Source organism: Oscillatoria salina IIICB1, assembly GCF_020144665.1.
Taxonomy (GTDB): Bacteria; Cyanobacteriota; Cyanobacteriia; order Cyanobacteriales; family SIO1D9; genus IIICB1.
On the sequence record NZ_JAAHBQ010000037.1, the window covers coordinates 18194 to 41412 of the forward strand.

A 23219-nucleotide genomic window follows, 5' to 3' on the forward strand; every position below is an offset into this window, starting at 1 on the left:
CTCAAATTATTTCGAGTTACCAAACTATTTTCAACTCTAAAATAAATCCAGGTAAAACATTCTCACCAGATACAGTAATCGGATTATCTAAAACTTGTTTTACTTGTCCTTGACGATATATTTCCACTTGTCGATTTTGGCGGTTAATTAACCATCCCAGTCGCATTCCATTGTCAATATATTCTTCCATTTTCCCTTGCAAAAATTTCCAAGAATCTTCTGGAGAACGTAACTCAATTGCAAAATCCGGACAAAGGGGCAGAAATTTTTTCTGTTGTTCTAAAGTTAGGTTATTCCATTTAGCGATCGGAATCCAAGCCACATCCGGAGAACGAGTTGCATTATTAGGAAGATGAAATCCAGTGGAAGAATCAAAGCATACTCCTAACTGAGTTTGTTCGTTCCAAATACCCAATTTTAGGGCAATATTAAAATTACATTTTCCTGTTTCTCCTCCTGTCGGAGAAATAACCAAAAGTTCTCCTTTCTGATTGCGTTCAAATTGCAGATCGGGATTTTTTTGACTTAGTTGATAAAGTTGTTCGGTAGTAATTTCCAGAATCGAATCGAAGTTAACAGTAATAGCTGTCATAGTTGCTTATTTCTCCTTTGTTAGCGATCGCGCAATCCTAAATTTTTTCTTATCTACCTCCTCTAGTTTTCTCCCTAGACTTGCAAAAAATTTCCTTCATCTTTGTCGCCATAAAAACAGCAAAATTTTACTCATCCATAACTGCATCTCGGTCTAGTAAGAAAAGATTACGCAATCGATCGGTATCTAATTCTGTCAACCATTGTTCCCCTGCATCAACAGTTTGTTCGGCAAGTTGTTTTTTAGTTTCAATTGTCTCATTAATTCGCTCTTCTAAAGTACCCGTACAAATAAATTTATGAACTTGTACATTGCGTTTTTGTCCGATCCGAAAAGCGCGATCGGTTGCTTGATTTTCTACGGCTGGATTCCACCAACGATCGATATGAAAAACATGATTTGCTCTGGTAAGATTTAAACCAGTTCCACCTGCTTTTAAAGATAAAATGAAAATTGGCGGACCTTGAGGATCGTTTTGGAAACGTTCGACCATTTCTTCTCGTTGTTGGCGACGAGTTGCACCGTAAAGAAACAAACTTTCTACGCCAAGTTTTGCTTCTAAATAAGGTTTTAGTAGCTTCCCCCATTCAGAAAATTGAGTGAAAATTAAAGCGCGAGATCCTTCAGAAATAATTTCTTCTAACATCTCTTCTAGACGCAATAATTTACCGGATCTTTCTGCTTTATCGAGTTTTTTCTCTTTCAAATATTGTGCTGGATGATTACAAACTTGTTTGAGTTTCATAATCAAAGTAAGAATCTTTCCTCGGCGTTGAATACCTTCCGATTCTTCAATTTCTTCCAGAGATTTATCGACCAATTCTTGATAGATATCAGCTTGTTCTTTTGCCAGTCCACAAAAGACATTTATTTCCTGTTTTTCAGGCAAATCTTGAATAATATCCTTGTCAGTTTTTAAACGACGAAGAATAAAAGGCTGCACCAGCGATCGCAACTGGATCAAAGATTCTCGATCGCCATATTTTTCAATCGGAATTGCAAAGCGACGCTTAAAAAATTGCTGGTTTCCTAAATAACCGGGATTGAGAAAATCGATAATCGACCACAATTCCGACAAGCGATTTTCGACGGGAGTACCTGTTAAAGCAATCCGAAAACCTGCTTTTAACTTTCGCGCTGCTTGGGATTGTTTCGCTTGCGGATTTTTAATGTTTTGCGCTTCGTCTAAAACAATTCCTTCCCAATCAATTGTAGACAAAGTTTTTTCATCTCGAAACACTAAAGGATAACTGGTAAGAACCAAATCTTTATTCTTAACTTGTTTAGCAAAAGTTTTACCTTTATTACGTCCACCACCATGATGAATTACTGTCGAAAGAGTAGGAGCAAATTTTTTGACTTCTCGTTCCCAGTTGCCTAATACAGAAGTAGGACAAATTACTAAAGTAGGTTTATTTAAGGCTTCTTGTTGTTTTAAATTTAATAAAAAAGCAATTAATTGGGGCGTTTTTCCTAAGCCCATATCATCCGCCAAACAAGCACCTAAACTCCAACGTTCGAGGAAAGATAACCAACTAACGCCGCGAATTTGGTAAGGTCGTAATTCACCTTTAAATCCTTGAGGAGTTTCAATTAATTCGACAGCTTTATTCTCACCGAGATTAGTAATTAATTCTTGCAAAACCCCACTAGCTTCAAAACCAACAACTGGTAATTTAGCAATAGTTTCTGTCTTACTTTGAGTGAGACGTAAGGCATCTTCCACCGACAAATTCATCTTTTCGTTGGTAGATGCTAAAATATTTTCTGCCGCTTTCACATCCGCAGGTTGTAAAGCAATCCATTCGCCATCTACTTGTACCAGAGGCGATTTTTGCGCTAACATTCGCTCAAATTCTTGTTGGGAAATAGTTTTATCGCCCATTGCTAATTCTAGGCGATATTTGAGCAAACTTTGCAATCCCAAACGTTCGCCTTTCTTCTGAGCAACTTTTGCATGAATTTTAACACCAAGGCGTTTTTCACTTGTGCCGCGTGCTAAACCTGGAGGTAGAATTACTCCCAATCCGTTATCTTCTAATTGCCAAGCTGTAGCGCGGATAAATTGATAAACTTCAATCGGATTTAATTGACAAAATTGCGGTTGTTTTGCTTGTAAACTAGCTTCGATAGCTGAATACAAACGAGAAGCCAATCCTAACCCTTTGAGTAAAGTTTCTTGCGGTTGTTCGATAGTTCGCTCTTGATAAGTCAATTGTTCTACCGGATGCTGCCAAATATAGTTAGCATCAATGATAAATTCTGGGTCGTCAATTGCTTGTAAACCATATTGTAACTTCCAATCCAATTGACCCCAATTAACTTCGCTTTCAGTAGGTGGAACTAAAGACAGACAAACACGAAATTGATTTTGTTCTACTTCAGTGGAAACAGGGGTAACTAAATAATCTTTAACTGGATATGTCCAATTGGCAATTGCTGCTTCCAAGCGTTTGACTGCTGTTGGTTCCGTTTCAAAATTAGCTGATGTTTGCGAAAGTGAATTTAACCATTGTTCGAGAGTAGAATCGTTTTTTGAGGTGGTATTTGTAGTCAGCCAATTACGCAGTCGTGTATCGAGCGAACTACGCAAAAAGCTGAGGATTAATTGTTTAGGTTGTGGTAATTCCGGCTGAGAGTTGAGCGAGTCGTTATCTTCGGTTTTAATGGGGCGATAAGCACGACAAGCTCCCGGCATTATTTTAGCAAACTTTTCCAGACGAGCTTGGTCTACAGAACTATCAAGTAAAGGTTGCCAACAACTGATTTGATTTCCTTGGGAATCTAAATATATTCCGGGCAAAAATTTCGAGCGAGCAATTAAATCGAGACTCCAACGCTGAATTTGCGACCAAAAACGTAATTCTGCGCCGACATAAGCATCAGTTGCTTTAAAAGAACCGAGAGGTAAGGCTTGTAAAAAAGAGTAAATTTCTGAACTATTAAAGCAAAATCCTTCAATTTTCCATCTGGTAAAAGTTTCTGTGCCTGCTAACATTGTGCCAGACAAAACTGGGAGAAGTTCACCTTTTTCGCTCTGGGAAGGAAGGATGGCAATTAAAGCTTGTTTGTTGGTTGCAGAGTTACCAAATTGTGAGAGATTGAGTTTGCGCGAGTTCAAAAACTCAGTTAACTCTGCATAACTCATTCCATAAGGATGTGTTGGAGTTCCCACAGTTATAGCGTAATTTTCTACCGAGGCTTTACTACGCCACGTCTCCCCCCAAAGAAAGAAATAGCCTTGAGTTCCTTCGTCGATCCAACTACCATGTAATGTTGCCATATCAGTTTATTAGTTAACAGTTATCAGTTATCAGTTACCAGTTACCATTTACCAGTTACCAGTTTATCCTCCCCCTTGTCTCCCAATCCAAGGGTCCCCAATCCCCTCCTCACCAGTCCCCTCCTCACCAGTCCCCAATCCCCCAATCCCAGTCACTCGCGATCTCAGTTGACAGACATAAATGCTAGGATTGCGACAGAAAAGGAAAAGAGAGAAAAAAAGGAAAAGCACTGAATGCAAGAGTTTGACAAGTCGATATCCTTTGATGGACGGGATATTAGACTAAAGGTTGGTTTATTCGCACCGCAAGCAGGTGGTGCAGCTTTGATTCAGTCGGGCGATACAGCCGTTTTGGTGACAGCGACTCGCGCAGAGGGTAGAGAAGGGATAGATTTCTTGCCTTTGTTAGTGGATTACGAAGAAAGACTTTATGCAGCAGGTAAGATTCCTGGCGGTTTTTTACGTCGTGAAGGTCGTCCTCCAGAAAAGGTGACGCTCACTTCCCGTTTAATTGACCGTCCTTTGCGTCCTCTGTTTCCCCAATGGTTGCGGGATGACATACAAATCATAGCAACTACTCTGTCGATGGATGAAGAAGTGCCACCAGATGTTTTGGCGGTGACGGGGGCTTCGGTTGCGGTTTTGTTGGGAAAAATTCCGTTCCAAGGTCCGATGGCGGCGGTGCGAGTTGGGTTGGTGGGAGATGATTTTATCATTAATCCGACTTATCGGGAAGTTCGTGAGGGAGACTTGGATTTAGTTGTAGCTGGTTCCCCGGATGGGGTTGTGATGGTCGAAGCTGGAGCAAATCAGCTACCGGAACAAGATATTATCGAAGCGATTGATTTTGGTTATGAAGCTGTGCAAGATTTGATTGAAGCACAGCAAGAAATGATGAAGGAACTGAATCTCGATCTGGTGAGTGAGGAACCGCCAGAGATCGATAATAGTTTAGAGGATTTCGTCAGAGAGCGGGCTACGACTGGGATTAAAAAGATTCTTTCCCAGTATGATTTAGATAAAAACGATCGCGATGCGGCTTTGGATAAGGTAAGGGAAGAAGAAGTGGAAACGGCGATCGCGGAGTTACCTGATGAAGATCCGCTCAAAGTTGCTGCTACGGAAGATTCCAAGGCTGTCTCGAAGGTATTCAAAGATATCACTAAGGAGTTGATGCGATCGCAAATTGTTAATGATGGTGTGCGAGTTGATGGGCGCAAACTCGATGAGGTTCGTCCCATTTCCTGTCGCGTTGGGCTTCTTCCTGCAAGGGTTCATGGTAGTGGTTTGTTTAACCGAGGTTTAACTCAGGTAATGTCTGTGGTTACTTTGGGTACTCCCGGAGATGCTCAAGAGTTGGCTGACGATCTCCATCCACAAGACGAAAAGCGCTATCTCCATCACTACAATTTCCCGCCTTTTTCCGTGGGGGAAACGAAGCCTTTACGTTCTCCAGGACGACGGGAAATTGGTCATGGTGCTTTGGCTGAACGCGCGATCTTGCCTGTTTTGCCTCCCCAAGAGGATTTTCCTTATGTGATTCGGGTAGTCTCGGAGGTGCTTTCTTCTAATGGTTCGACTTCGATGGGTTCGGTTTGTGGCTCAACTCTGGCTTTAATGGATGCTGGGGTGACAATCTTGAAGCCTGTTAGCGGTGCAGCGATGGGTTTAATTAAGGAAAAGGATGAAGTTCGCATTCTTACAGATATTCAAGGAATTGAAGATTTTCTGGGGGATATGGACTTTAAGGTAGCTGGAACCGATAGCGGAATCACTGCTTTGCAGATGGATATGAAAATTACTGGTTTGTCTGTGAAAGTTATTGCTGATGCGATTAAGCAAGCGAAACCAGCGCGGTTGCATATCCTGGAAAAAATGCTGGAGGCGATCGCTGAACCTCGTCCGCAACTCTCTCCTTATGCTCCTCGTTTGCTTACCTTCAAGATCGATCCGGAATTAATCGGTTTGGTCATTGGTCCGGGAGGTAAAACGATCAAAGGTATTACCGAACAAACTGGGGCTAAAGTCGATATTCAAGATGACGGTACGATCACTGTTTCGGCTGTGGAAGCGGAGAAAGCTGAAAAAGCTCAGAAAATTATCGAAGGCATGACCCGTAAACTTGATGAAGGAGATGTTTATGTCGGTCGTGTTGTCCGGATTATCCCCATTGGTGCTTTTGTCGAAGTGCTACCAGGAAAAGAAGGAATGATTCATATCTCTCAACTCGCCGATCGCCGAGTTGGTAAAGTTGAAGATGAGGTAGCTGTCGGCGATGAAGTTGTGGTTAAGGTGCGCGAAATTGACAGCAAAGGTCGCATTAATCTCACTCGCTTGGGTATTCACCCTGATGAAGCAGCAAAAGCCCGTGAAGCGGCGATTAAATAGTCGTCAGTAGTCGTTTTTCTGTTCATTGTTCATTGTTCGTGGCTCATCTTTGGGCTTACTACGAACTCTGAACTATGAACCACTGACCTAGTATTAATTATTTCTACAAAACCTTGACATAAAAACCAAAAAGTGTATCAATAGCTAATTAATTGATAACCTCGCCTTAACCCTAGCCAGTGGCGTAAACTAAATTTTGCAAGATACATTGAAATCGAAATAGGGTTAAGCTGTGCGAAAAATTATTATTGCTGGTAACTGGAAAATGCACAAAACTCAAGCAGAATCCAAAGAGTTTCTCCAAGGATTCCTACCTGAGTTGGAAAATACTCCCGACGAGCGAGAAGTTGTTTTGTGCGTTCCCTTTACAGATTTAGCTGTTGTCTCCCAAAATTTGCATGGTAGTCGAGTGCGTTTGGGCGCTCAAAATGTTCACTGGGAAGATTCTGGAGCCTATACAGGCGAAATTTCTGGCTCGATGCTCAAAGAAATTGGCACGAGTTACGTTATCGTTGGACACAGCGAACGTCGTCAATATTTCTGTGAAACTGATGAAACGGTTAATTTGCGTCTTAAGGCTGCTCAAAATCACAATTTAATTCCTATTCTCTGTGTCGGAGAAACGAAAGCCCAAAGAGATGCAAAGAAAACGGAAAATGTCATTATCAATCAATTGAAACAAGATTTAGTTGATATTGATTTGACTAAGTTAGTTGTTGCTTACGAACCAATTTGGGCGATTGGTACTGGCGATACTTGTGAAGCAAAGGAAGCAAATCGCGTTATTGGTTTAATTCGCGCTCAGTTAGACCATCCTGATGTTTCTATTCAGTATGGTGGTTCTGTCAAACCTGGTAATGTTGATGAAATTATGGCTCAACCAGAAATTGATGGGGCTTTGGTAGGAGGAGCTAGTTTGGAGCCAGCTAGTTTTGCCCGAATTGTTAATTATCAATAGTTGGTTTTTAGTCAGTGCTTGAGCGCTTTTTAATGAGGATTAAATACCTCGCTACAGTTTGTAGTTAGCGCTTTAGCGCTGAATAAAAAAGACTAAATTACTTGGGATCTTAAAGTTTTCTCGGAAGCAGGACTAAAGTCCTCACTACTAACTTTTAAGTTTTCTCGGAAGCAGGACTAAAGTCTTCGCTACTAACTTTTAAGTTTTCTCGGAAGCAGGACTAAAGTCCTCACTACTAACTTTTAAGTTTTCTCGGAAGCAGGACTAAAGTCCTCGCTACTAACTTTTAAGTTTTCTCGGAAGCAGGACTAAAGTCCTCGCTACTAACTTTTAAGTTTTCTCGGAAGCAGGACTAAAGTCCTCGCTACTAACTTTTAAGTTTTCTCGGAAATAGAACTAAATTTCTGACTTTAAATTATGGACGAATTAATAATTCGTGGACAAAGTTTTCCCTGGGGAGTTCGCTCTTATTTAATGGGTATTCTTAATGTTACTCCTGATAGTTTTAGCGATGGGGGTGAGTTTGATAGTCTGGATTCTGCAATAGCACAAGGAGCTAAAATTGTCAAGAGAGGCGGCGATATTATTGATGTGGGTGGGCAATCAACTCGACCAGGTGCAGCACAAATCTCCTTGGAAGAAGAACTCAATCGCGTGTTACCAATTATACAAGCTTTGCGAAAACAGTTAGATACGCCGATTTCCATCGATACGACTAGAGCAGAAGTAGCCAAAGCCGCAGTTAAAGCGGGTGCAGATATTGTGAATGATATTTCGGGGGCGACGTTTGACGAGGCAATGTTATCAGTAGTTGCTGAGTTGGGCGTGCCAATTATTTTGATGCACATCCGAGGAAACCCGGAGACGATGCAAAAATTAACTGATTATCAAGATTTGGTAGGAGAGATTTATCAGTTTTTTGAGCGTCGAATTGCGGCTGCGGTGGAAGCGGGAATTGCGCGATCGCAAATCATCATCGATCCCGGTATTGGCTTTGCGAAGAATTACGAGCAAAATTTAGAATTATTACGCAGATTGGGTGAATTTCGCTCATTAAATGCGCCAATCTTAATCGGAGTGTCGCGCAAAAGTTTTCTCGGACATATTCTGAATAAAGCTAATCCCAAAGAGCGAATTTGGGGAACTGCGGCTGCTTGTAGTGCGGCGATCGCGGCGGGTGCAGATATCATCAGAGTACACGATCTTTCGGAAATGTACGACGTTTGTCGCGTTGCCGATGCAATTTGGCGAAACTGAAAAGCAAAAAAACACCCCCGAATCGAGGGTGTTAGTATGAGCTATTCAGGTACGAACGCTCGAAAATAAGTTAAAACTTAGGCAAAATCATGGTTTAAACCGATTTCTGCGGCGGAACGGCTCAACATTGCTTCTTGGCGGTTCCGATTGATGCGGGTGCGATCCATCATTAAAACACGAGCTTTATCTTGAGTAGACAAAGCAGGGATTTTGCCAACTTTGACGCTCTTGTCGCTACTGGTTTGTCCTACTTGATAGCTAACGCCGCGATATGTCAAATTCTTTGTCGGTTGAATTACCGGGGGCTTCTTGAGATTGCGAAAACGCCAATCCATTCCCCGATATTTACCGCCAACTTTGCCTTCGCTTGTTTCAACAAAAGTTGGATTGTAGTCGTAGTTTACTCCGCGATATGTGAGTTTCATGCTTTTCGCCTCCAATTCTTAGCTGTAGAGATTTGGGGCGCGTTCCTTCGGGTTTTCCCTACTTCCGTCTCTCTGAGAACTCATCTAGAGAGATGAACGTTTTTTCTTTCTGTATTCAATGTAACAACTTTCTGGGTAAATGTCAAATATTTACAAAAATTTACAAAAAGTTGCTTGAAGTCTAACTCTCAGATCGTTCCAGATTGAGTCGAGCGTAAATCCTAAGCTAAGGGTAGATAAAAACGGAAAATGCTCCCCACCCCAACTTCACTTTCGACTTCAATTTTCCCACCTTGCAGTTCCACTAAACGTTTAGAAATAGCTAAACCAATACCTGTTCCTCTCGTGTTACGTGCTTGTGCTTTTCCCGATCGCCAAAAACGCTCGAATACGTGAGGTAAATCTGCGGCGGTAATTCCCGCTCCTGTATCTTTGACTGCAATCCAAAGTCGTTTATCTTCTAACCATACTTGCACAGTAATCGCCCCAATTTCTGTATAAGAAATAGCATTTCCGATTAAATTTACTAAAATTTGTTCTGTGCGATCGATATCGGCTAAAACTGGCGGTATTTGTGAGGGACATTCTAAACGCAATTCTGGACCTTCATCTAATAACTGATCGCTAAATCTTTCTACTAGCGTAACTAACAACGGACGTAAGTTCGCTGCTTGCAAATTAATCGGTAAATAACCAGCCTCGGCTTTAGATAATTCTTGCAAGTCATTGACAAGTCTTTGTAATCGTTTTGTTTCTCGCAGCAAACGCTGATAAACTTCGCTGTCTGGTTCAATTTTACGATCGGCAAGTTCCTCAAGATAACCGTGAATAACTGTTAGGGGGGTTCGTAATTCATGCGTCAAGTCGCCAATTAATTCACGACGGCGTTTTTCCACTCCTTCTAAACTAACAGCCATGCGATTGAAGCTACTACTAAGTTGATTTAACTCGGTAATTGATGAAGGTGGAAGACGCGCTGACAACTCTCCTTCGGCGAATTTTTTGGTTACTTGTTCTATTTTTTGTAAAGGTTGAGTAATGCGTTGAGATACCCAGTAACTCAAGCCTCCAGCAACTGTCGTACCAACGATTACAGCCCAAAATGTACTTCGATTCCAAGCAGTTTGAAAACCTTCGACAATGTAAGTACGAGCATAGCGCAAACTCAGTCCTTGCCCCTCAATTCTTTGTAGTTGGAGGACAAAAAAACGAGGTGAAGAAAGTTTGGCGATCGCCACTAAACTTCCCACAGCTACAATCATAACTAATAAGTGAGAAAAAAACAAGCGCGACGCCAAAGGTAAAGAATTCTTTTTCTTGATCCGAACCATAGTAAAAATTAATCTTCAAATTTATAACCGACACCAATTACTGTCTTAATGAAAGTGGGATTAGCTGGGTCTGGTTCAACCTTTTTCCGCAAGCGTCCGATATGTGTATCGACAACTCTTTCATCCCCAAAAAAATCATCTCCCCACAATTGCTCGATTAGTTGGCTGCGGTTCCAAACTCGACCGGGTTGTTTGACAAAGGTACTAAATAAATTAAACTCTAAATTACTTAAATTCAGCGTCTCCTCTTCTCCAGAAGGCATTTTTTTTGTTGCCGTGCGTTGGTCGATATTTACCTCAAAATGTTCGGTAGTATAAATCAATTCTTGCGGTTGAATTTGACGTAAACTGCGCCGCAATAACGCTCGAACTCTAGCGACTAATTCTTTCGGACTAAAAGGTTTCACCAGATAGTCATCTGCACCAGTAGATAAACCAATTACTCGGTCAATTTCTTCGCCTTTAGCTGTTAACATCAAAATAAAAGGGTCTTTCTTTCCTGGTTGTTGACGAATGCGGGCGCAAACTTCTAAACCATCTAAACCTGGTAACATTAAATCAAGGATAATAACATCAGGTTCTTGTTCTTTAAATGCTTGTAAAGCTGTTAGTCCATTATGACATTGAAAACAAGTAAAACCTTCTCTTTCTAAAGTTTGTTGAATTAGTTTAGCAATTTCTGGTTCGTCCTCAACAATTAAAATTTTCACTTCGCTAACCTCAGCCCCACTTTCAGATAACAATTATAGAAAAATTATCTCAATCTTGTCTGAATCATAAGATTGATTTTGTATTTCCCTTAAGGTTTTTATGCAAGGAAATTATTGTGAATATGTGTATATTTCGAGGTTGCTACTTTAGTTGATCGTTAAGGTTAAATTGAGGGATAAATAAATTTTAAATAGGAATTCTTCCTTGTCTCCCTTGTCTCCCTAGCTTGATTGTCGGTATTTCATAAATGTGACTGGAACTCGTAAAATAGTTTTAGCTAGGTGAGAAAGACGGTATTTTGATTTAAGCGAAGCGGGTAACTCGGAAAAAGAAATTGCTTCAAAGCCGAAACGGGTGTAAAATGAAGCTAACCTCGCACCTAAACATTCTAGGTAAAGAGGTTGTGTTGCTTGTGAAATTAAATACTTGATTAAATAAGTGGCTATACCTTGACCTCGCCACCGACTTTTGACTATTATACTTCCTAGTTCTTGTATGTTGGCGATCGCTCGCAGTTGTCCACAAGCGATTATTTCCCCTTCAGATTCTATCACCCAAAACTGCTGCCAGCGTATCTGAGTTGGGTCGAGCATCGCTTGGAGTACAAGTAGTCTTATTTTCCAAATATCGCGGGCTGTGGCTGGACGTAGTTGACATCCTGGTGGTAGTTCGTTCATCTGATTAGAAATTCGGATCGCACCGATCCTTCTCTTACCATATTTTCTGACAATTTACCCTATTTGTCACAAAACTTAATTATTAGCTTTATGTTGACTTTTAAATCAATATAGGAATATAATCGTACTATCGCAATCTTAATTAAGTAATTAAATTCCCTAAAATCTAGCAACCGCTAGGTCACTTTTGGGGATGCAATTATTGATTGAAGATTGCCAAGTTATCAACGAAAAGACTTAAGAAAATCATGAATACAGCAGTCGCAGCGAGCGTATTAGAAACCTACACGCTCATCTACGTTGACGTGGATGAAAACTCAAACAAAGTGTGGAAAGGAAGTATTTACGAAGATGGTTCTTTTGTTGCTGAATGGGGGAGAGTTGGTAGCAAATTGCAACAAGCCAAAAACAGCTATCCATCAGTAAATTTAGCGCAAAAAAGACTAGCGCAAATGAAGCAACAAAAGCTCAAAAAAGGCTATACAGAAGCGCAAATCCTTACACCAGATACAGTCAAAAACGTATCACTAAAAACAGAAGATTTAGAAAAAATTGCTGCCACCCAAATCGACTGCGGCGAAGATGACAAAGCCAAAGATTTAATCCGTTATTTGGTCAAAGTAAATATTCACCAAATTATCTCCCAAACTAACATTCATTATGACTTAGATACGGGCAAATTCAGTACACCTCTAGGTTTAGTTACACCAGAAGCAATTGCCAAAGCTAGAGATTACCTAGCACAAATTGCTGTATGTTATAATCCTTTATCCTTACGCAAACTAGTCAGCAAATACTTAAGGTTGATTCCGCAAAAAGTTGGCAAAACTCTCGACGATTCTATTTTTCGGACTCAGCAAGAATTACAGCGTCAGAATGATATTTTATCTGCTCTCGATGCAGCCTTAATGGAAACCAAACAGCAAATTTTCAACTGTAAAATTCGTCGGGTTCCAGGTAGTACAATTGCTGGCAAAAAAACCTTTCAATGGATTCGCAGCCTCTACGAATCAACAATTAATTTGAATCATCAATCTGCGGGATACAAACTGCGCAGAGCGTATGAAATTGATATTCCTTCAATGCAACAAGCTTTTGTTGTAAAATCTGCTCAAATTGGCAATGTTAAGTTACATTGGCATGGGACAAAAGCGAGTAATATTTTAAGTATTCTCAAACAAGGTTTAATTATTCCTCCCGTGAATGCAATTCAGTGTACGGGAAGAATGTTTGGTAAGGGAATTTATGGTTCGGAACAATCGACAAAGGCGTTGAATTATGCTACTAATTATTGGAATCAATCTGGAGGTAATAATCAGCGAGTTTATATGTTGTTATGTGAGTTTGCGTTGGGAAAAGCATATTCTCCGACTAATCTTAATGTTAGTTTCCCCGTGTCGGGTTATGATAGTACCTATGTCCAACCGGGAACTGCTAATGTAATTAATCAGGAAAGTATTGTTTACAGTCCGGAGCAAGTTAATATTAAGTATCTGTGTGAATTTGAGTAAGTTCGAGTTGGTAGTTGCGCTAAAGAGTTGTAGTGAAAGAGGACTAAATTCCTCACAATGTTAAGTTACATTGGCATGGGACAAAAGCGAGTAATATTTTAAGTATTCTCGAACAAGGTTTAATTATTCCTCCCGTGAATGCAATTCAGTGTACGGGAAGAATGTTTGGTAAGGGAATTTATGGTTCGGAACAATCGACAAAGGCGTTGAATTATGCTACTAATTATTGGAATCAATCTGGAGGTAATAATCAGCGAGTTTATATGTTGTTATGTGAGTTTGCGTTGGGAAAAGCATATTCTCCGACTAATCTTAATGTTAGTTTCCCCGTGTCGGGTTATGATAGTACCTATGTCCAACCGGGAACTGCTAATGTAATTAATCAGGAAAGTATTGTTTACAGTCCGGAGCAAGTTAATATTAAGTATCTGTGTGAATTTGAGTAAGTTCGAGTTGGTAGTTGCGCTAAAGAGTTGTAGTGAAAGAGGACTAAATTCCTCACAATGTTAAGTTACATTGGCATGGGACAAAAGCGAGTAATATTTTAAGTATTCTCGAACAAGGTTTAATTATTCCTCCCGTGAATGCAATTCAGTGTACGGGAAGAATGTTTGGTAAGGGAATTTATGGTTCGGAACAATCGACAAAGGCGTTGAATTATGCTACTAATTATTGGAATCAATCTGGAGGTAATAATCAGCGAGTTTATATGTTGTTATGTGAGTTTGCGTTGGGAAAAGCATATTCTCCGACTAATCTTAATGTTAGTTTCCCCGTGTCGGGTTATGATAGTACCTATGTCCAACCGGGAACTGCTAATGTAATTAATCAGGAAAGTATTGTTTACAGTCCGGAGCAAGTTAATATTAAGTATCTGTGTGAATTTGAGTAAGTTCGAGTTGGTAGTTGCGCTAAAGAGTTGTAGTGAAAGAGGACTAAAGTCCTCACTACGAACTGATAAGCTAAAGTATATTTCTGAGTTCGTAGTCAAACTTAAAGCGTCGCAGTAAAAGAAGATAGTAATGAATAATGATAAGTACAGTTATGTTGGTTCACAAGAAATTAGATTATCTGTAGCAAATTCTCCAATAGGTACAGTTATTAGTTCAATTGAAGATTTGAAAAAATGGATTTTTAATACGTTAGACCGTCGGACAATAAATTCTAATTTAATAGTGGCTACTTTTGTAATAGATTTGAAGGGAAATCTTCGTTTAGCAGAGCGTTCCTCTGAACATATTGCTTGTGCAGGAGGAAAAGCAGTCTTATCTGCTGGTGAAATATTTATTACTTGGGATAAAGGGGCATTTGAAGTGTGTGATATCACTAATCAATCTACAGGTTATTGTCCTAAAATAGATTCTTGGAAGTCTGTTGAAACAGCACTCAAGAAAATCCCTATTAGTTTTCCACCTCACTTTACTATTAAGTTTATCTTTCGTCGTTGTCCTTCTTGTTCGCAAATTAATATTGTTAAAAATGATGTGTTTATTTGTTCAGTATGTAATTCAAATTTGCCGGACGAATAGAATTTTGAGTGATTACTGATAGGATTGTAGAGAAGAAAGTTGCTTGTGGACAGAGCAATCAGACATCTCAGACAGTGCTTTGCTGTATCCTGACTAGGAACTGATAAGCTAAAGTAATGTTTCAAGCGACTCGGCGGCGACTAGCAATTTGGTATACAACGGTAACGGCAGTTTTGTTACTGTTGTTTGCTACGGGGGTGTATTTGTATGCTGAGAATACTTTAATTGAGCGAGTTGATGATACACTGAAGCACGTGGTGGAAGTTGTGGAGCGATCGCTGGCGATTGAACCTTCACGTGAGTATGGTTTGCAAGTTAATCTCAAGGATAGTTTTCGCGATAATAACTATGCTGGTGTAGAAGACGATCGCATCGATATCGAATGGTTTAGTCCTAATGGTGAGTTACTGTGGTCTACTCTTGACGAACCTCTGGAAATTCCGCTTAAATTAGGACGTAGCGTAGAACAAATCGGATCGCGCCAACTCAGACAAATGACGAAACGAGTAGAGTTTGGGCGTTATGTTCTCGGTTATTTACGAGTTAGCCATCCTTGGTTTGAAGTCACTAAACCCATTCGTCAGTTAATCGTCGATTTAACTTTAGGTACAAGTTTGATGATTGTTTGTACAGCCGCAATTGGTTGGTGGTTGTCAGGAATTGCGATCGAACCAGTACGCCAATCTTATCAAAGTTTAAAGCAATTTACTGCCGATGCTTCCCACGAACTGCGAAATCCTTTAGCGACAATTCAAACTAACGTGCAAATGGCGTTAGCTTACCCGGAAGCCGAACCCCAACAAATTCAACGTCAGTTGCAGACTATCGAACGTCTGACGCAACGTTTGGGGCGTTTGGTGAATGATTTGCTGTTTCTCGCCAGATCCGATAGTGGTATCGTAGAAACAAGCTATCAAATTTTGCCTTTAGATGCTTTGCTGATCGAAGTCATCGAAGAACAAAGAGCGATCGCCGAGCAAAAAAATATTTACCTCTCGTTACATTTAGTCGAACCAGCCCCAGAAATTTATCCCGATGCAGAAGATGTGTTTAATGTCAAGGGGGATTGGGATCAATTAGCACGTTTATTTACCAATTTAATCGGTAACGCCCTCGCCCATACCAAAACCACAGACAACGGCGAAGCAGCGATCGAAGTAGAATTACAACTAATCAAACGTTCCCATCATCCTTGGTTTCAAATCAAAGTCAGCGACACCGGGAAGGGAATACCAGAAGCAGCCCTACCCTACATTTTTGAGCGTTTCTACCGCGTTGACCCTGCCCGGAGTCGTTCTCAGTCAGAAAGCGAAAAAAACGCCTTTACAGGGGCAGGATTAGGATTAGCGATCGCGCGGGCGATCGTCGAAAACCATCGCGGACACATCACAGTTGAAAGTCAAGTGAATCTGGGTACAACCTTTACCGTCACGCTTCCCGCAGCTAAACCCGAAGCCACTCTTCAGTAACAAAAAGTAACAAAGCCTTTCTTGTGAAATAGGCAAAAAGTAACAGAGGATGCAGAAATTTGTAATTGATTTGTTTCCCGCGACTGAGGAAGCAAACAGCGATCTTTTCTTAGCTTAAAAGTAAGAGCTGGCGCAGACAGCAACAATCCCCAGCCAACTGTCAGCGATTTGACCTTCACGACAGTTAGAAAAACTGGTTAGGTTAGAAAACCGTGGTCACTGATGCACCAGCAATTACTAAATTATCCCAAAACTGACATAGTTAGGAGGATTTATATGCCAATTGCACTAAGAGAAGATGTAATGTACATCTTACTTAACAAAATTAAAAAAACTGACCACGGTGAAAACGGAAAGCACCAAGTTTCTTTCTCGGCGGAAGACTTCGGCGGTCGCCGCCTCACCAAGGCTGAATTACTCGGTCATTTAGACTACTTGAATCAAAAACAGTTCATCAATGCTGACTTTAGCGGTAACGCCTACGCCAACCAAGAAGACGTTCCCGATGCCGTCAACCCAGACGAATTCGGAGCCAGAGTTGCCAATACCTTTGGTGCAGAAGACGGTCCGTTGCCTCACCTAATCAATTTTGAAGCCGCACAACTCACCCCCAAAGGTGAAAAGATGCTGGAGAAAATGGAGGCAAATAAGGACGAAATCTTAAAAGAAGGAGAGCCTCCTGCGCCAATTGATACGAGCAATATGCCTTTCTTGGAAAAAGTCAGAGCAGAAGGTAAGCTCGAAGATATCTTCGATGCGCGTGACATAACTGTCATCGTCTACCGCGTGATGCGGGATCTGATGACTACAGAAGCCGCAGACCGAGTAGCCGAAGAGTTAGAAGGAAAAGAAGCAGAACCGACTAAAGACAAAACTCTGCAACAAGACCTCGCTGAACTTTGGCAAGATACCAATCCAATCGTAGGATTCTTGAGCCGAGTGCGTCCGCCGTGGCAAGGTCCTGGAATCTTCAAGATTGATTCCGATCGCTTTCTGTTCCGCGTCGCCAACGAAGGTAGCTTACCGAAGGGAACAAACGCTGAAACAGCAGTCAAAGCTATTTTTTCTGCGACAAAAGAAGAACTTTCCTCAGAACGAATCGAGGAAATCGGTAGTTGGATGCCAGAAGGAAGAGTCAAGCAAATTTGGCAAGAAGCTTAATTAATTTTAAGTCTGGGTGGGGCTAAGATAGTCTCACCCGTGAGTGCGGAGCGATCGCCACTGACAACCTCGATGAAACAATCTTTTTAAATCCTTATTTAAAGCAGAATTTAGCTTTTTTATCGAAAATAATTTACCGAAAATCTAGTTAACGGAGAATTTATTTATGTTCAACAAGTTAAAAATTATTGGTAGTAGTTTAGTTGCGTTTCTACCAGCAATTCCTCTCGCAGCTACAGCTTTACCAGTTGCTCCTCAAAGTAACCAACCGCTTAACCCGCCTTTATCAGAACAACGTGAATACGATCCAGAAGTTTATCGTCTTCGACCCTCGGTAATGCCGCCACTACCAGAAGAGAGACAAGCACCGGATGCAATGATTAGTCCCCGTGGTGGTAAAGTAGACGTTACCTTACGCAATCCTAGCAATGCGCCCATGTTATATCAAGCAGTTGGGGATACTGACGCGCGGGTACTTCCTCCTTATTCAGAGGTAACACTACTAGATTTAGGCGCACCTCAGACGATTACTGTTACTCGTCCAGAAGGTAAATTAATTATGGCTCGTGCTGAAGAAGATGCGGAAGGAATGTTGTCAGTTACCTTAGAACCAACTAACAATTTTGATTTAGATTCTAATACGGTGAGAATTAGTCGTGAAGGCGCGGTGTATTTGTATTAATCGAATTTCTCACCTAACCCCCCAACCCCCTTCCCTGACAGGGGAGGGGGAGAAGTTATAGTTGGAAATTTCCCGAATAAGATTATTGGAAAACAAAGCGATCGCGTCCCAATTTTTTGGCTCGATACAAGGCTTTGTCTGCGGCTTGAATCAAATCTTCTCTGGTATAAATTACTGAGGGGATGAGCGTAGAAATTCCCAAGCTGACGGTAACATATTTAGCCACAGAGGAGTAGGCATGAGTAAGTTTAAGATTTCTTACCCCTTCTAAGATTTTTGTAGCTACGCGCTTAGCACCTTCTGTCCCAGTTTCAGGTAAAATTAGGGCAAATTCTTCTCCACCATATCGAGCCACTAAATCTCCTGGATGCTTGGCAACAATAGATAAAGCTTGTGCCACTTTTTGCAAACAAAAGTCTCCTGCTAAATGACCGTAGTTATCGTTATAAAGTTTAAAATGATCGACATCGCACAAAATCAATGAAAGCGATTTTCCCTCATTTGTCATCCGTCGCCATTCCACATCCAAATGTTCGTCAAAACGACGACGATTAGCTAATTTCGTTAAACCATCAATCGAAGCAAGACGTTGTAATTCTCGGTTTGCACTTTCAAGTTGTTCAAACAGAGAAGCTTGCTGAATCGCGATCGCTACTTGAGTTGCTAAAGATTGCAATAAATTGATTTCTTCTCGTTCCCATTGACGAGATTGCCGACAATGATGGGCGATCAAAAGTCCCCATAATTTATCTTCTTGTAAAATTGGCAAAGCTAAGTTGGCTCTCACGTGCAGATTTGCCAAAAACTTCCGATAGCAAGGAATAAGTCGATCTCGGTAAATATCGTTTACTGTATGAATTCTTCCCTGGCGGTAAGATTGGATGTATTGTTCTCCAAAACAAGGATCGTAAATTTCCATGCCTAATGTGGGCATAATACCAGAAACCACCGACTCCACGGCAACTTTGCCACTCCAATCAGGACTAAATTGATAAATTACCACGCGATCGCTATCCAGCAACTTACGCACTTCACTAGCTGTAGTTTCGAGGATTTCTTGTAAGTTTAAAGACTGACGAATGCGTTGCGAAATAACATTAATAAGCTGTTCTCGTTGGTTTTTTTCGCGGAGAATTATTGCTGATTTTACCATCTCCGTAATGTCGTGAAAGTTCCAAACTCTGCCAATAATTCTACCGTTAAGGTGTTGGGGCTGAGTATTCAACTCAAAAATTCTGCCATCTTTCAACTCGATTAAAGTAGTTACAGAAGCTAAAGGTTCGCTTTCTATTTCTCGAAATTCCTGCAACCATTTTTCTGCGTCCTTCACCCGAGCGCGTAAAAAAGCAAATTTATTCTGACGATCTGCTGAAGCTATTTCTGCTTCAGAGAGACTCCACATTTCCCGAAACCTACGATTGAAAAGCAGGTTATCTCCGCGATCGCAAACAGCTAAAATACCATCAGTAGTAGAATTTAGGGTAGCATACAACAGCGAAACCCACTGCTGTAAGTAAAGTGGCGATCGCTGCTCCGATCTGACAGTACGCATAGCCACACTGAGATCTCTAATCGCTAATACTTGAATGGTACTACCGTGAATGGCGATCGTCTCCCAGCTAATCTCCGCAGCAAAATTTGTTCCGTCTTTCTTTTGACAAACGGTTTCCATGCTCATTTCTGTTGCTTTATCCAGATTTCTCTCAAGCTGCTGACGAAATTTAGGTAAGACTAATTTTCCGACAGTGAGCGATTTAGCTTCTTCTGCTTCATAACCAAAAAGTTCGGTAAAACTTTTGTTAACTTGCAATAAGTGCCTTTTTTCGCTAAACGCGATCGCCTCAAACCTCGACTTCGATAAACAATACCAAACGTTCACCTTACTCCTTAAAGAACTTACTTTTGTAGAAGTTCTCTTGTCTAACATTAGACAGTTTAGATCGATTTTATTCCTAGTTTTCACCAATTACCAATAGATTATATTTTTCTTTCTTGCTAATTGACCACTTTCTAGCCAATTTCCCAAATTATCACCAAACTCCTCAGAGTAGCTAGCTGTTTAACTACCCTCGGGTTAGTTAGTTGATTTTTAAGTGCAACAGACGAAAGTGAAACAGCTATGAAAGCAAGTTTTTATTTAGTTTATCAAGAAATATATCAAAACCTGAAAATTAACGTTTTCCACTTCGTTCAAGGTACTATTGGAACTCTGAGAGCATCTTACGATTACGTTACTATTACCTTACTATTGACCGTTGGAAATTACCAAAGGAATTTAGTAATTGTTAAGAAGCAATCAAACCAACCAAGAAAGACTGTAACATAGTAGCTGAAGAGAGCGATCGCCCTTGGTGACAATTCTCTCAGTAAAATAGATGATAACAGATCGACGAAAAACTGCCTAACTCGCGATCGCTACGGAGATATATTCAGTAAGTATAGCGTGCATTTTCTCTCCTGCGCTCAGATTAGCCGAGTTTGACTCATTTTAGCAGCAGGACAGTGCGATCGCTAGGAAAAATCTTTAGTTCTAGCAACATTTCTTAATTATTGACGACAAAAAAATCGACAAGTCTTGGCAACTCACTAAACTAATTATGACTATAAACATAGAAACCAAAAACCGTCAACCGGGTGGATTATACGTTCAATCCCCATCAGAAAAACAACTTATTTTCCCTCTCAAACATACCGAAGTCCTAGCCAAAATTGCAGGAAACTTATCGCGAGTCGAAGTAACCCAACAATTTGCCAATCCTTTCACTAAACCCTTAGAAGCCGTTTATGTTTTTCCTTTACCCGATGAAGCCGCCGTGGACGAAATGGAAATCAAAATCGGCGAAAAAGTTATTAAAGGTAACATCAAAAAGCGCGAAGAAGCACAACAAATTTACCAACAAGCAAAACAAGAAGGACGGACTGCGGGTTTACTAGAACAAGAACGCGATAATATATTTACCCAGTCTCTTGCTAACATTAAACCCGGAGAACAAATTGACGTTACCATTCGCTATACCGACAGTCTAAAATTCGAGAGTGGCGACTATGAATTTGTCTTGCCAATGGTCGTCGGACCTCGTTTTATTCCCGGTACAGAAATTGATAGTAGCGGTGACACCGACGAAGTTCCCGACGCTTCCCGCATTACTCCTCCAGTGATTCCCCCAGGAACAAGATCCAAACACGATCTTAACGTAACTGTGGAAATTAATGCCGGAATACCAGTTAGTCAAGTTCGTTCTCCTTCTCATCAAATTGACATCGAACATGACAACCAAATTCTCCGGGTAAAATTAGCTGGGGAAGATACAATTCCCAACAAAGATTTAATTCTCCGCTATCAAGTTGCTACCGACAATACCCAAGCAACAGTCTTAACTCAAGCTGACGAACGGGGCGGACACTTTGCTGTTTATTTGATTCCCGCTCTAGAATATAATTCCGAGCAAATTGTTGCCAAAGATGTTATCTTTTTAATCGATACTTCTGGTTCCCAACATGGAGATCCGCTAATTAAATGTCAGGAATTAATGCGCCGTTTTATTAATGGTTTAAATCCTGACGATACCTTCTCAATTATCGACTTTTCTAATACTACGCAACAACTTGCCGCCGCACCACTACCAAATACACCAAAAAATCGCGCTTTAGCAATTCACTATATCAATCAATTGCAAGCAAACGGCGGAACTTATCTGCTGAATGGGATTCGTGCGGCGCTGAATTTTCCGGCACAATCTCCAGAACGTTTGCGAAGTATTGTCTTACTAACTGATGGTTATATTGGCAATGAAAATCAAATTTTGGCAGAAGTTCAGCAAGAATTAAAACCAGGAAATCGCTTGTATAGTTTTGGCGCTGGTAGTTCGGTTAATCGTTTTTTACTGAATCGAATTGCGGAAATTGGACGGGGAACTGCTCGTATTATTCGTCAGGATGAACCAACTCAAGAAGTAGCTGAAAAGTTCTTCCGACAAATTAATAATCCGGTGTTGACTAATATTCAATTCAGTTGGGAAAGTGAGGGTGAAAATCCGCTTATTTATCCGACTGCACCACCAGATTTATTTGCCGAACAACCGTTAGTTTTGTGCGGACGCAAACAGGATGGTATTGCAGGTAAATTGCGCGTCCAAGGCATCGCTGCGGGCGGTCAACGCTACGAAAAGACGTTTGACCTCAAATTTGCGAAAAACACCGGAAATCCGGCTGTTGCGCAACTGTGGGGACGCTCTCGGATTAAGGCTTTGATGAATCAAATGTTCGCTGGTGATACGAAAGCTGGTGTGGAAGCAGTGACGGAAACGGCTTTGACTTACCAACTTTTGTCGCAGTATACGGCTTTTGTGGCAGTTAGCGATGATGTGCGAGTCGAACCTGGAGGTGAATATATTTCGGCTGATGTACCGATAGAAATGCCTCAAGGTGTTAGTTATCAAGGTGTTTTTGGGGGGGCTGCACCGATGTCAGGGATGAGGATGCGACGCAGTTTTGCACAAAATAAATCTTATTCAGCACAAGCAATCTCAGGTTTTGCTGCACCAGAATCTGCTCTCTTTGCAGAAGAGGCTGAGGATGTGAGTTTCGCCGCTCCAGGGATGATGGCGGATTCTTCTTCGACAGCAGAGATGTGCGAAAATGAAGCGATCGCGCCTGAGTTTTTAGCTATTGAGGTAGTTAGTGTCACTGGTTTGGATGCAGCCGCAACTGCTGCTTTAACCAAACATTTGCAAGAGGTTGAGTTACCTGCTGGTTTCAGTGGTGAGGTGGTCTTCGAGTTTACCATCAATAAGGGTCGCGTGTTACGACTGATGTTGGATGAAGAGAAATCGACGCTCACAGATGGGAAAATTATTTATCAGATTCGGATCTCGCTACTCGCTTGGCATCCAACTCAATCTGCTTCTGGTACTGTCAGCTTAACTCTCCGCGTACATTCTTAACTTACACAAGCTTGACTACATTTTCTAACAAAGGTGGATGTTCGATTAAATTAAAATATCCCTCTCTTACTTTGTCTAGTTGTTCTTTTTCTGCTTCAGATAGTTCGGGTAAATTTTCTTGCCATTCGGCAAAAAATTCTGGTTCTCGAACTCGTTGAAGTCGAAAATTATCGATCGGATAGCGTAAGTCTATATTTTGAGCTTTAGCTGTTTGTACCATAATTTTTTCACCAATTAGGCTGCTTTAATTGTCCTAAAATCAGTTTTAAAGCAGTATTTTTATTACTAAAAAAATAAAAAAT

The 23219-nt window shown here is 40.9% G+C and carries 19 protein-coding genes and 1 riboswitch; of the genes, 11 read left to right on the forward strand and 8 right to left on the reverse strand.

Translation table 11 applies throughout. The features are described from left to right. Positions 1-16: 16 nt before the first annotated feature. Together G3T18_RS12550 and G3T18_RS12555 are read right to left on the reverse strand one after the other, a co-directional pair. Positions 17-592 carry a Uma2 family endonuclease gene (locus G3T18_RS12550; RefSeq protein WP_224410901.1) on the reverse strand — a complete coding sequence of 192 codons (576 nt, stop codon included), beginning with the start codon at positions 590-592 and terminating at the stop codon, positions 17-19. Positions 593-719: 127 nt separating this feature from the next. Beyond that, complete coding sequence (locus G3T18_RS12555; RefSeq protein ID WP_224410902.1) at positions 720-3875, reverse strand: DEAD/DEAH box helicase; 3156 nt, start codon at positions 3873-3875, stop codon at positions 720-722. 234 nt (positions 3876-4109) lie between these two features. Here G3T18_RS12555 and G3T18_RS12560 point away from each other — a divergent pair, with 234 nt between their 5' ends. The 3 genes from G3T18_RS12560 (at position 4110) to folP (ending at position 8478) form a co-directional block, all read left to right on the forward strand. Beyond that, entirely contained in the window at positions 4110-6263 is a 2154-nt protein-coding gene (locus G3T18_RS12560) for a polyribonucleotide nucleotidyltransferase (protein WP_224410903.1), read from the forward strand. Between the two features lie 232 nt (positions 6264-6495). After that, the gene (tpiA, locus tag G3T18_RS12565; RefSeq protein ID WP_224410904.1) at positions 6496-7221 is read left to right on the forward strand and encodes a triose-phosphate isomerase; all 726 of its coding nucleotides are present in this window, start codon (positions 6496-6498) and stop codon (positions 7219-7221) included. A 417-nt stretch (positions 7222-7638) separates the two neighbouring features. Further along, on the forward strand, positions 7639-8478 hold the full coding sequence (folP, locus tag G3T18_RS12570; RefSeq protein ID WP_224410905.1) for a dihydropteroate synthase: 840 nt from the start codon (positions 7639-7641) through the stop codon (positions 8476-8478). Positions 8479-8555: 77 nt separating this feature from the next. Here the strand turns inward: folP and G3T18_RS12575 are convergent, their stop codons facing one another. The 4 genes from G3T18_RS12575 to G3T18_RS12590 all read right to left on the reverse strand — a co-directional run bounded on the left by G3T18_RS12575 (position 8556) and on the right by G3T18_RS12590 (position 11622). Beyond that, entirely contained in the window at positions 8556-8903 is a 348-nt protein-coding gene (locus G3T18_RS12575; RefSeq protein WP_224410906.1) for a DUF4278 domain-containing protein, read from the reverse strand. Positions 8904-8939: 36 nt separating this feature from the next. Beyond that, positions 8940-9004: riboswitch (Glutamine riboswitch) on the reverse strand. A 120-nt stretch (positions 9005-9124) separates the two neighbouring features. Next, positions 9125-10165, reverse strand: coding sequence for a sensor histidine kinase (locus tag G3T18_RS12580; protein ID WP_318013960.1), 1041 nt, complete (start codon positions 10163-10165; stop codon positions 9125-9127). A gap of 77 nt (positions 10166-10242) precedes the next feature. Next, positions 10243-10944, reverse strand: coding sequence for a response regulator transcription factor (locus G3T18_RS12585; RefSeq protein WP_224410908.1), 702 nt, complete (start codon positions 10942-10944; stop codon positions 10243-10245). A gap of 222 nt (positions 10945-11166) precedes the next feature. After that, the gene (locus tag G3T18_RS12590; protein WP_224410909.1) at positions 11167-11622 is read right to left on the reverse strand and encodes a GNAT family N-acetyltransferase; all 456 of its coding nucleotides are present in this window, start codon (positions 11620-11622) and stop codon (positions 11167-11169) included. A 248-nt stretch (positions 11623-11870) separates the two neighbouring features. Here G3T18_RS12590 and G3T18_RS12595 point away from each other — a divergent pair, with 248 nt between their 5' ends. The 7 genes from G3T18_RS12595 (at position 11871) to G3T18_RS12625 (ending at position 17974) form a co-directional block, all read left to right on the forward strand. Beyond that, positions 11871-13133: a WGR domain-containing protein gene (locus G3T18_RS12595; protein WP_224410910.1), complete on the forward strand. Its 1263-nt coding sequence runs from the start codon at positions 11871-11873 to the stop codon at positions 13131-13133. 47 nt (positions 13134-13180) lie between these two features. After that, on the forward strand, positions 13181-13579 hold the full coding sequence (locus G3T18_RS12600; RefSeq protein ID WP_224410935.1) for a poly(ADP-ribose) polymerase family protein: 399 nt from the start codon (positions 13181-13183) through the stop codon (positions 13577-13579). A 47-nt stretch (positions 13580-13626) separates the two neighbouring features. Next, positions 13627-14025, forward strand: a complete 399-nt coding sequence (locus tag G3T18_RS12605) for a poly(ADP-ribose) polymerase family protein (protein ID WP_224410935.1) — start codon at positions 13627-13629, stop codon at positions 14023-14025. 130 nt (positions 14026-14155) lie between these two features. Continuing rightward, entirely contained in the window at positions 14156-14662 is a 507-nt protein-coding gene (locus G3T18_RS12610; RefSeq protein ID WP_224410911.1) for a hypothetical protein, read from the forward strand. 116 nt (positions 14663-14778) lie between these two features. After that, a complete protein-coding gene (locus G3T18_RS12615) occupies positions 14779-16131 on the forward strand; it encodes a sensor histidine kinase (RefSeq protein ID WP_224410912.1) in 1353 nt (450 codons plus the stop codon). Positions 16132-16407: 276 nt separating this feature from the next. Continuing rightward, entirely contained in the window at positions 16408-17292 is an 885-nt protein-coding gene (locus G3T18_RS12620; protein WP_224410913.1) for a DUF2267 domain-containing protein, read from the forward strand. Positions 17293-17458: 166 nt separating this feature from the next. Then, on the forward strand, positions 17459-17974 hold the full coding sequence (locus tag G3T18_RS12625; protein ID WP_224410914.1) for a hypothetical protein: 516 nt from the start codon (positions 17459-17461) through the stop codon (positions 17972-17974). An 82-nt stretch (positions 17975-18056) separates the two neighbouring features. On the opposite strand, the gene G3T18_RS12630 is transcribed toward G3T18_RS12625, so the two are convergent. Continuing rightward, entirely contained in the window at positions 18057-19853 is a 1797-nt protein-coding gene (locus G3T18_RS12630) for a diguanylate cyclase domain-containing protein (protein WP_224410915.1), read from the reverse strand. 718 nt (positions 19854-20571) lie between these two features. On the opposite strand from G3T18_RS12630, the gene G3T18_RS12635 reads away from it, so the two are divergent. Further along, positions 20572-22917 (forward strand): VIT domain-containing protein, encoded by a 2346-nt coding sequence (locus G3T18_RS12635; RefSeq protein WP_224410916.1) that lies wholly within the window; start codon positions 20572-20574, stop codon positions 22915-22917. 1 nt (position 22918) lies between these two features. Here G3T18_RS12635 and G3T18_RS12640 read toward each other — a convergent pair whose 3' ends face one another. Continuing rightward, the gene (locus G3T18_RS12640; protein WP_224410917.1) at positions 22919-23137 is read right to left on the reverse strand and encodes a hypothetical protein; all 219 of its coding nucleotides are present in this window, start codon (positions 23135-23137) and stop codon (positions 22919-22921) included. Between the last annotated feature and the right edge of the window lie 82 nt (positions 23138-23219).

Bases quoted from the DNA above. Each gene is read 5' to 3' on its own strand.
- G3T18_RS12550 (WP_224410901.1), bottom strand. From the start codon at position 592: ATGACAGCTATTACTGTTAACTTCGATTCGATTCTGGAAATTACTACC.
- G3T18_RS12555 (WP_224410902.1), bottom strand. From the start codon at position 3,875: ATGGCAACATTACATGGTAGTTGGATCGACGAAGGAACTCAAGGCTAT.
- G3T18_RS12560 (WP_224410903.1), top strand. From the start codon at position 4,110: ATGCAAGAGTTTGACAAGTCGATATCCTTTGATGGACGGGATATTAGA.
- folP (WP_224410905.1), top strand. From the start codon at position 7,639: ATGGACGAATTAATAATTCGTGGACAAAGTTTTCCCTGGGGAGTTCGC.
- G3T18_RS12575 (WP_224410906.1), bottom strand. From the start codon at position 8,903: ATGAAACTCACATATCGCGGAGTAAACTACGACTACAATCCAACTTTT.
- G3T18_RS12580 (WP_318013960.1), bottom strand. From the start codon at position 10,165: ATGATTGTAGCTGTGGGAAGTTTAGTGGCGATCGCCAAACTTTCTTCA.
- G3T18_RS12590 (WP_224410909.1), bottom strand. From the start codon at position 11,622: ATGAACGAACTACCACCAGGATGTCAACTACGTCCAGCCACAGCCCGC.
- G3T18_RS12595 (WP_224410910.1), top strand. From the start codon at position 11,871: ATGAATACAGCAGTCGCAGCGAGCGTATTAGAAACCTACACGCTCATC.
- G3T18_RS12610 (WP_224410911.1), top strand. From the start codon at position 14,156: ATGAATAATGATAAGTACAGTTATGTTGGTTCACAAGAAATTAGATTA.
- G3T18_RS12615 (WP_224410912.1), top strand. From the start codon at position 14,779: ATGTTTCAAGCGACTCGGCGGCGACTAGCAATTTGGTATACAACGGTA.
- G3T18_RS12620 (WP_224410913.1), top strand. From the start codon at position 16,408: ATGCCAATTGCACTAAGAGAAGATGTAATGTACATCTTACTTAACAAA.
- G3T18_RS12625 (WP_224410914.1), top strand. From the start codon at position 17,459: ATGTTCAACAAGTTAAAAATTATTGGTAGTAGTTTAGTTGCGTTTCTA.
- G3T18_RS12635 (WP_224410916.1), top strand. From the start codon at position 20,572: ATGACTATAAACATAGAAACCAAAAACCGTCAACCGGGTGGATTATAC.
- G3T18_RS12640 (WP_224410917.1), bottom strand. From the start codon at position 23,137: ATGGTACAAACAGCTAAAGCTCAAAATATAGACTTACGCTATCCGATC.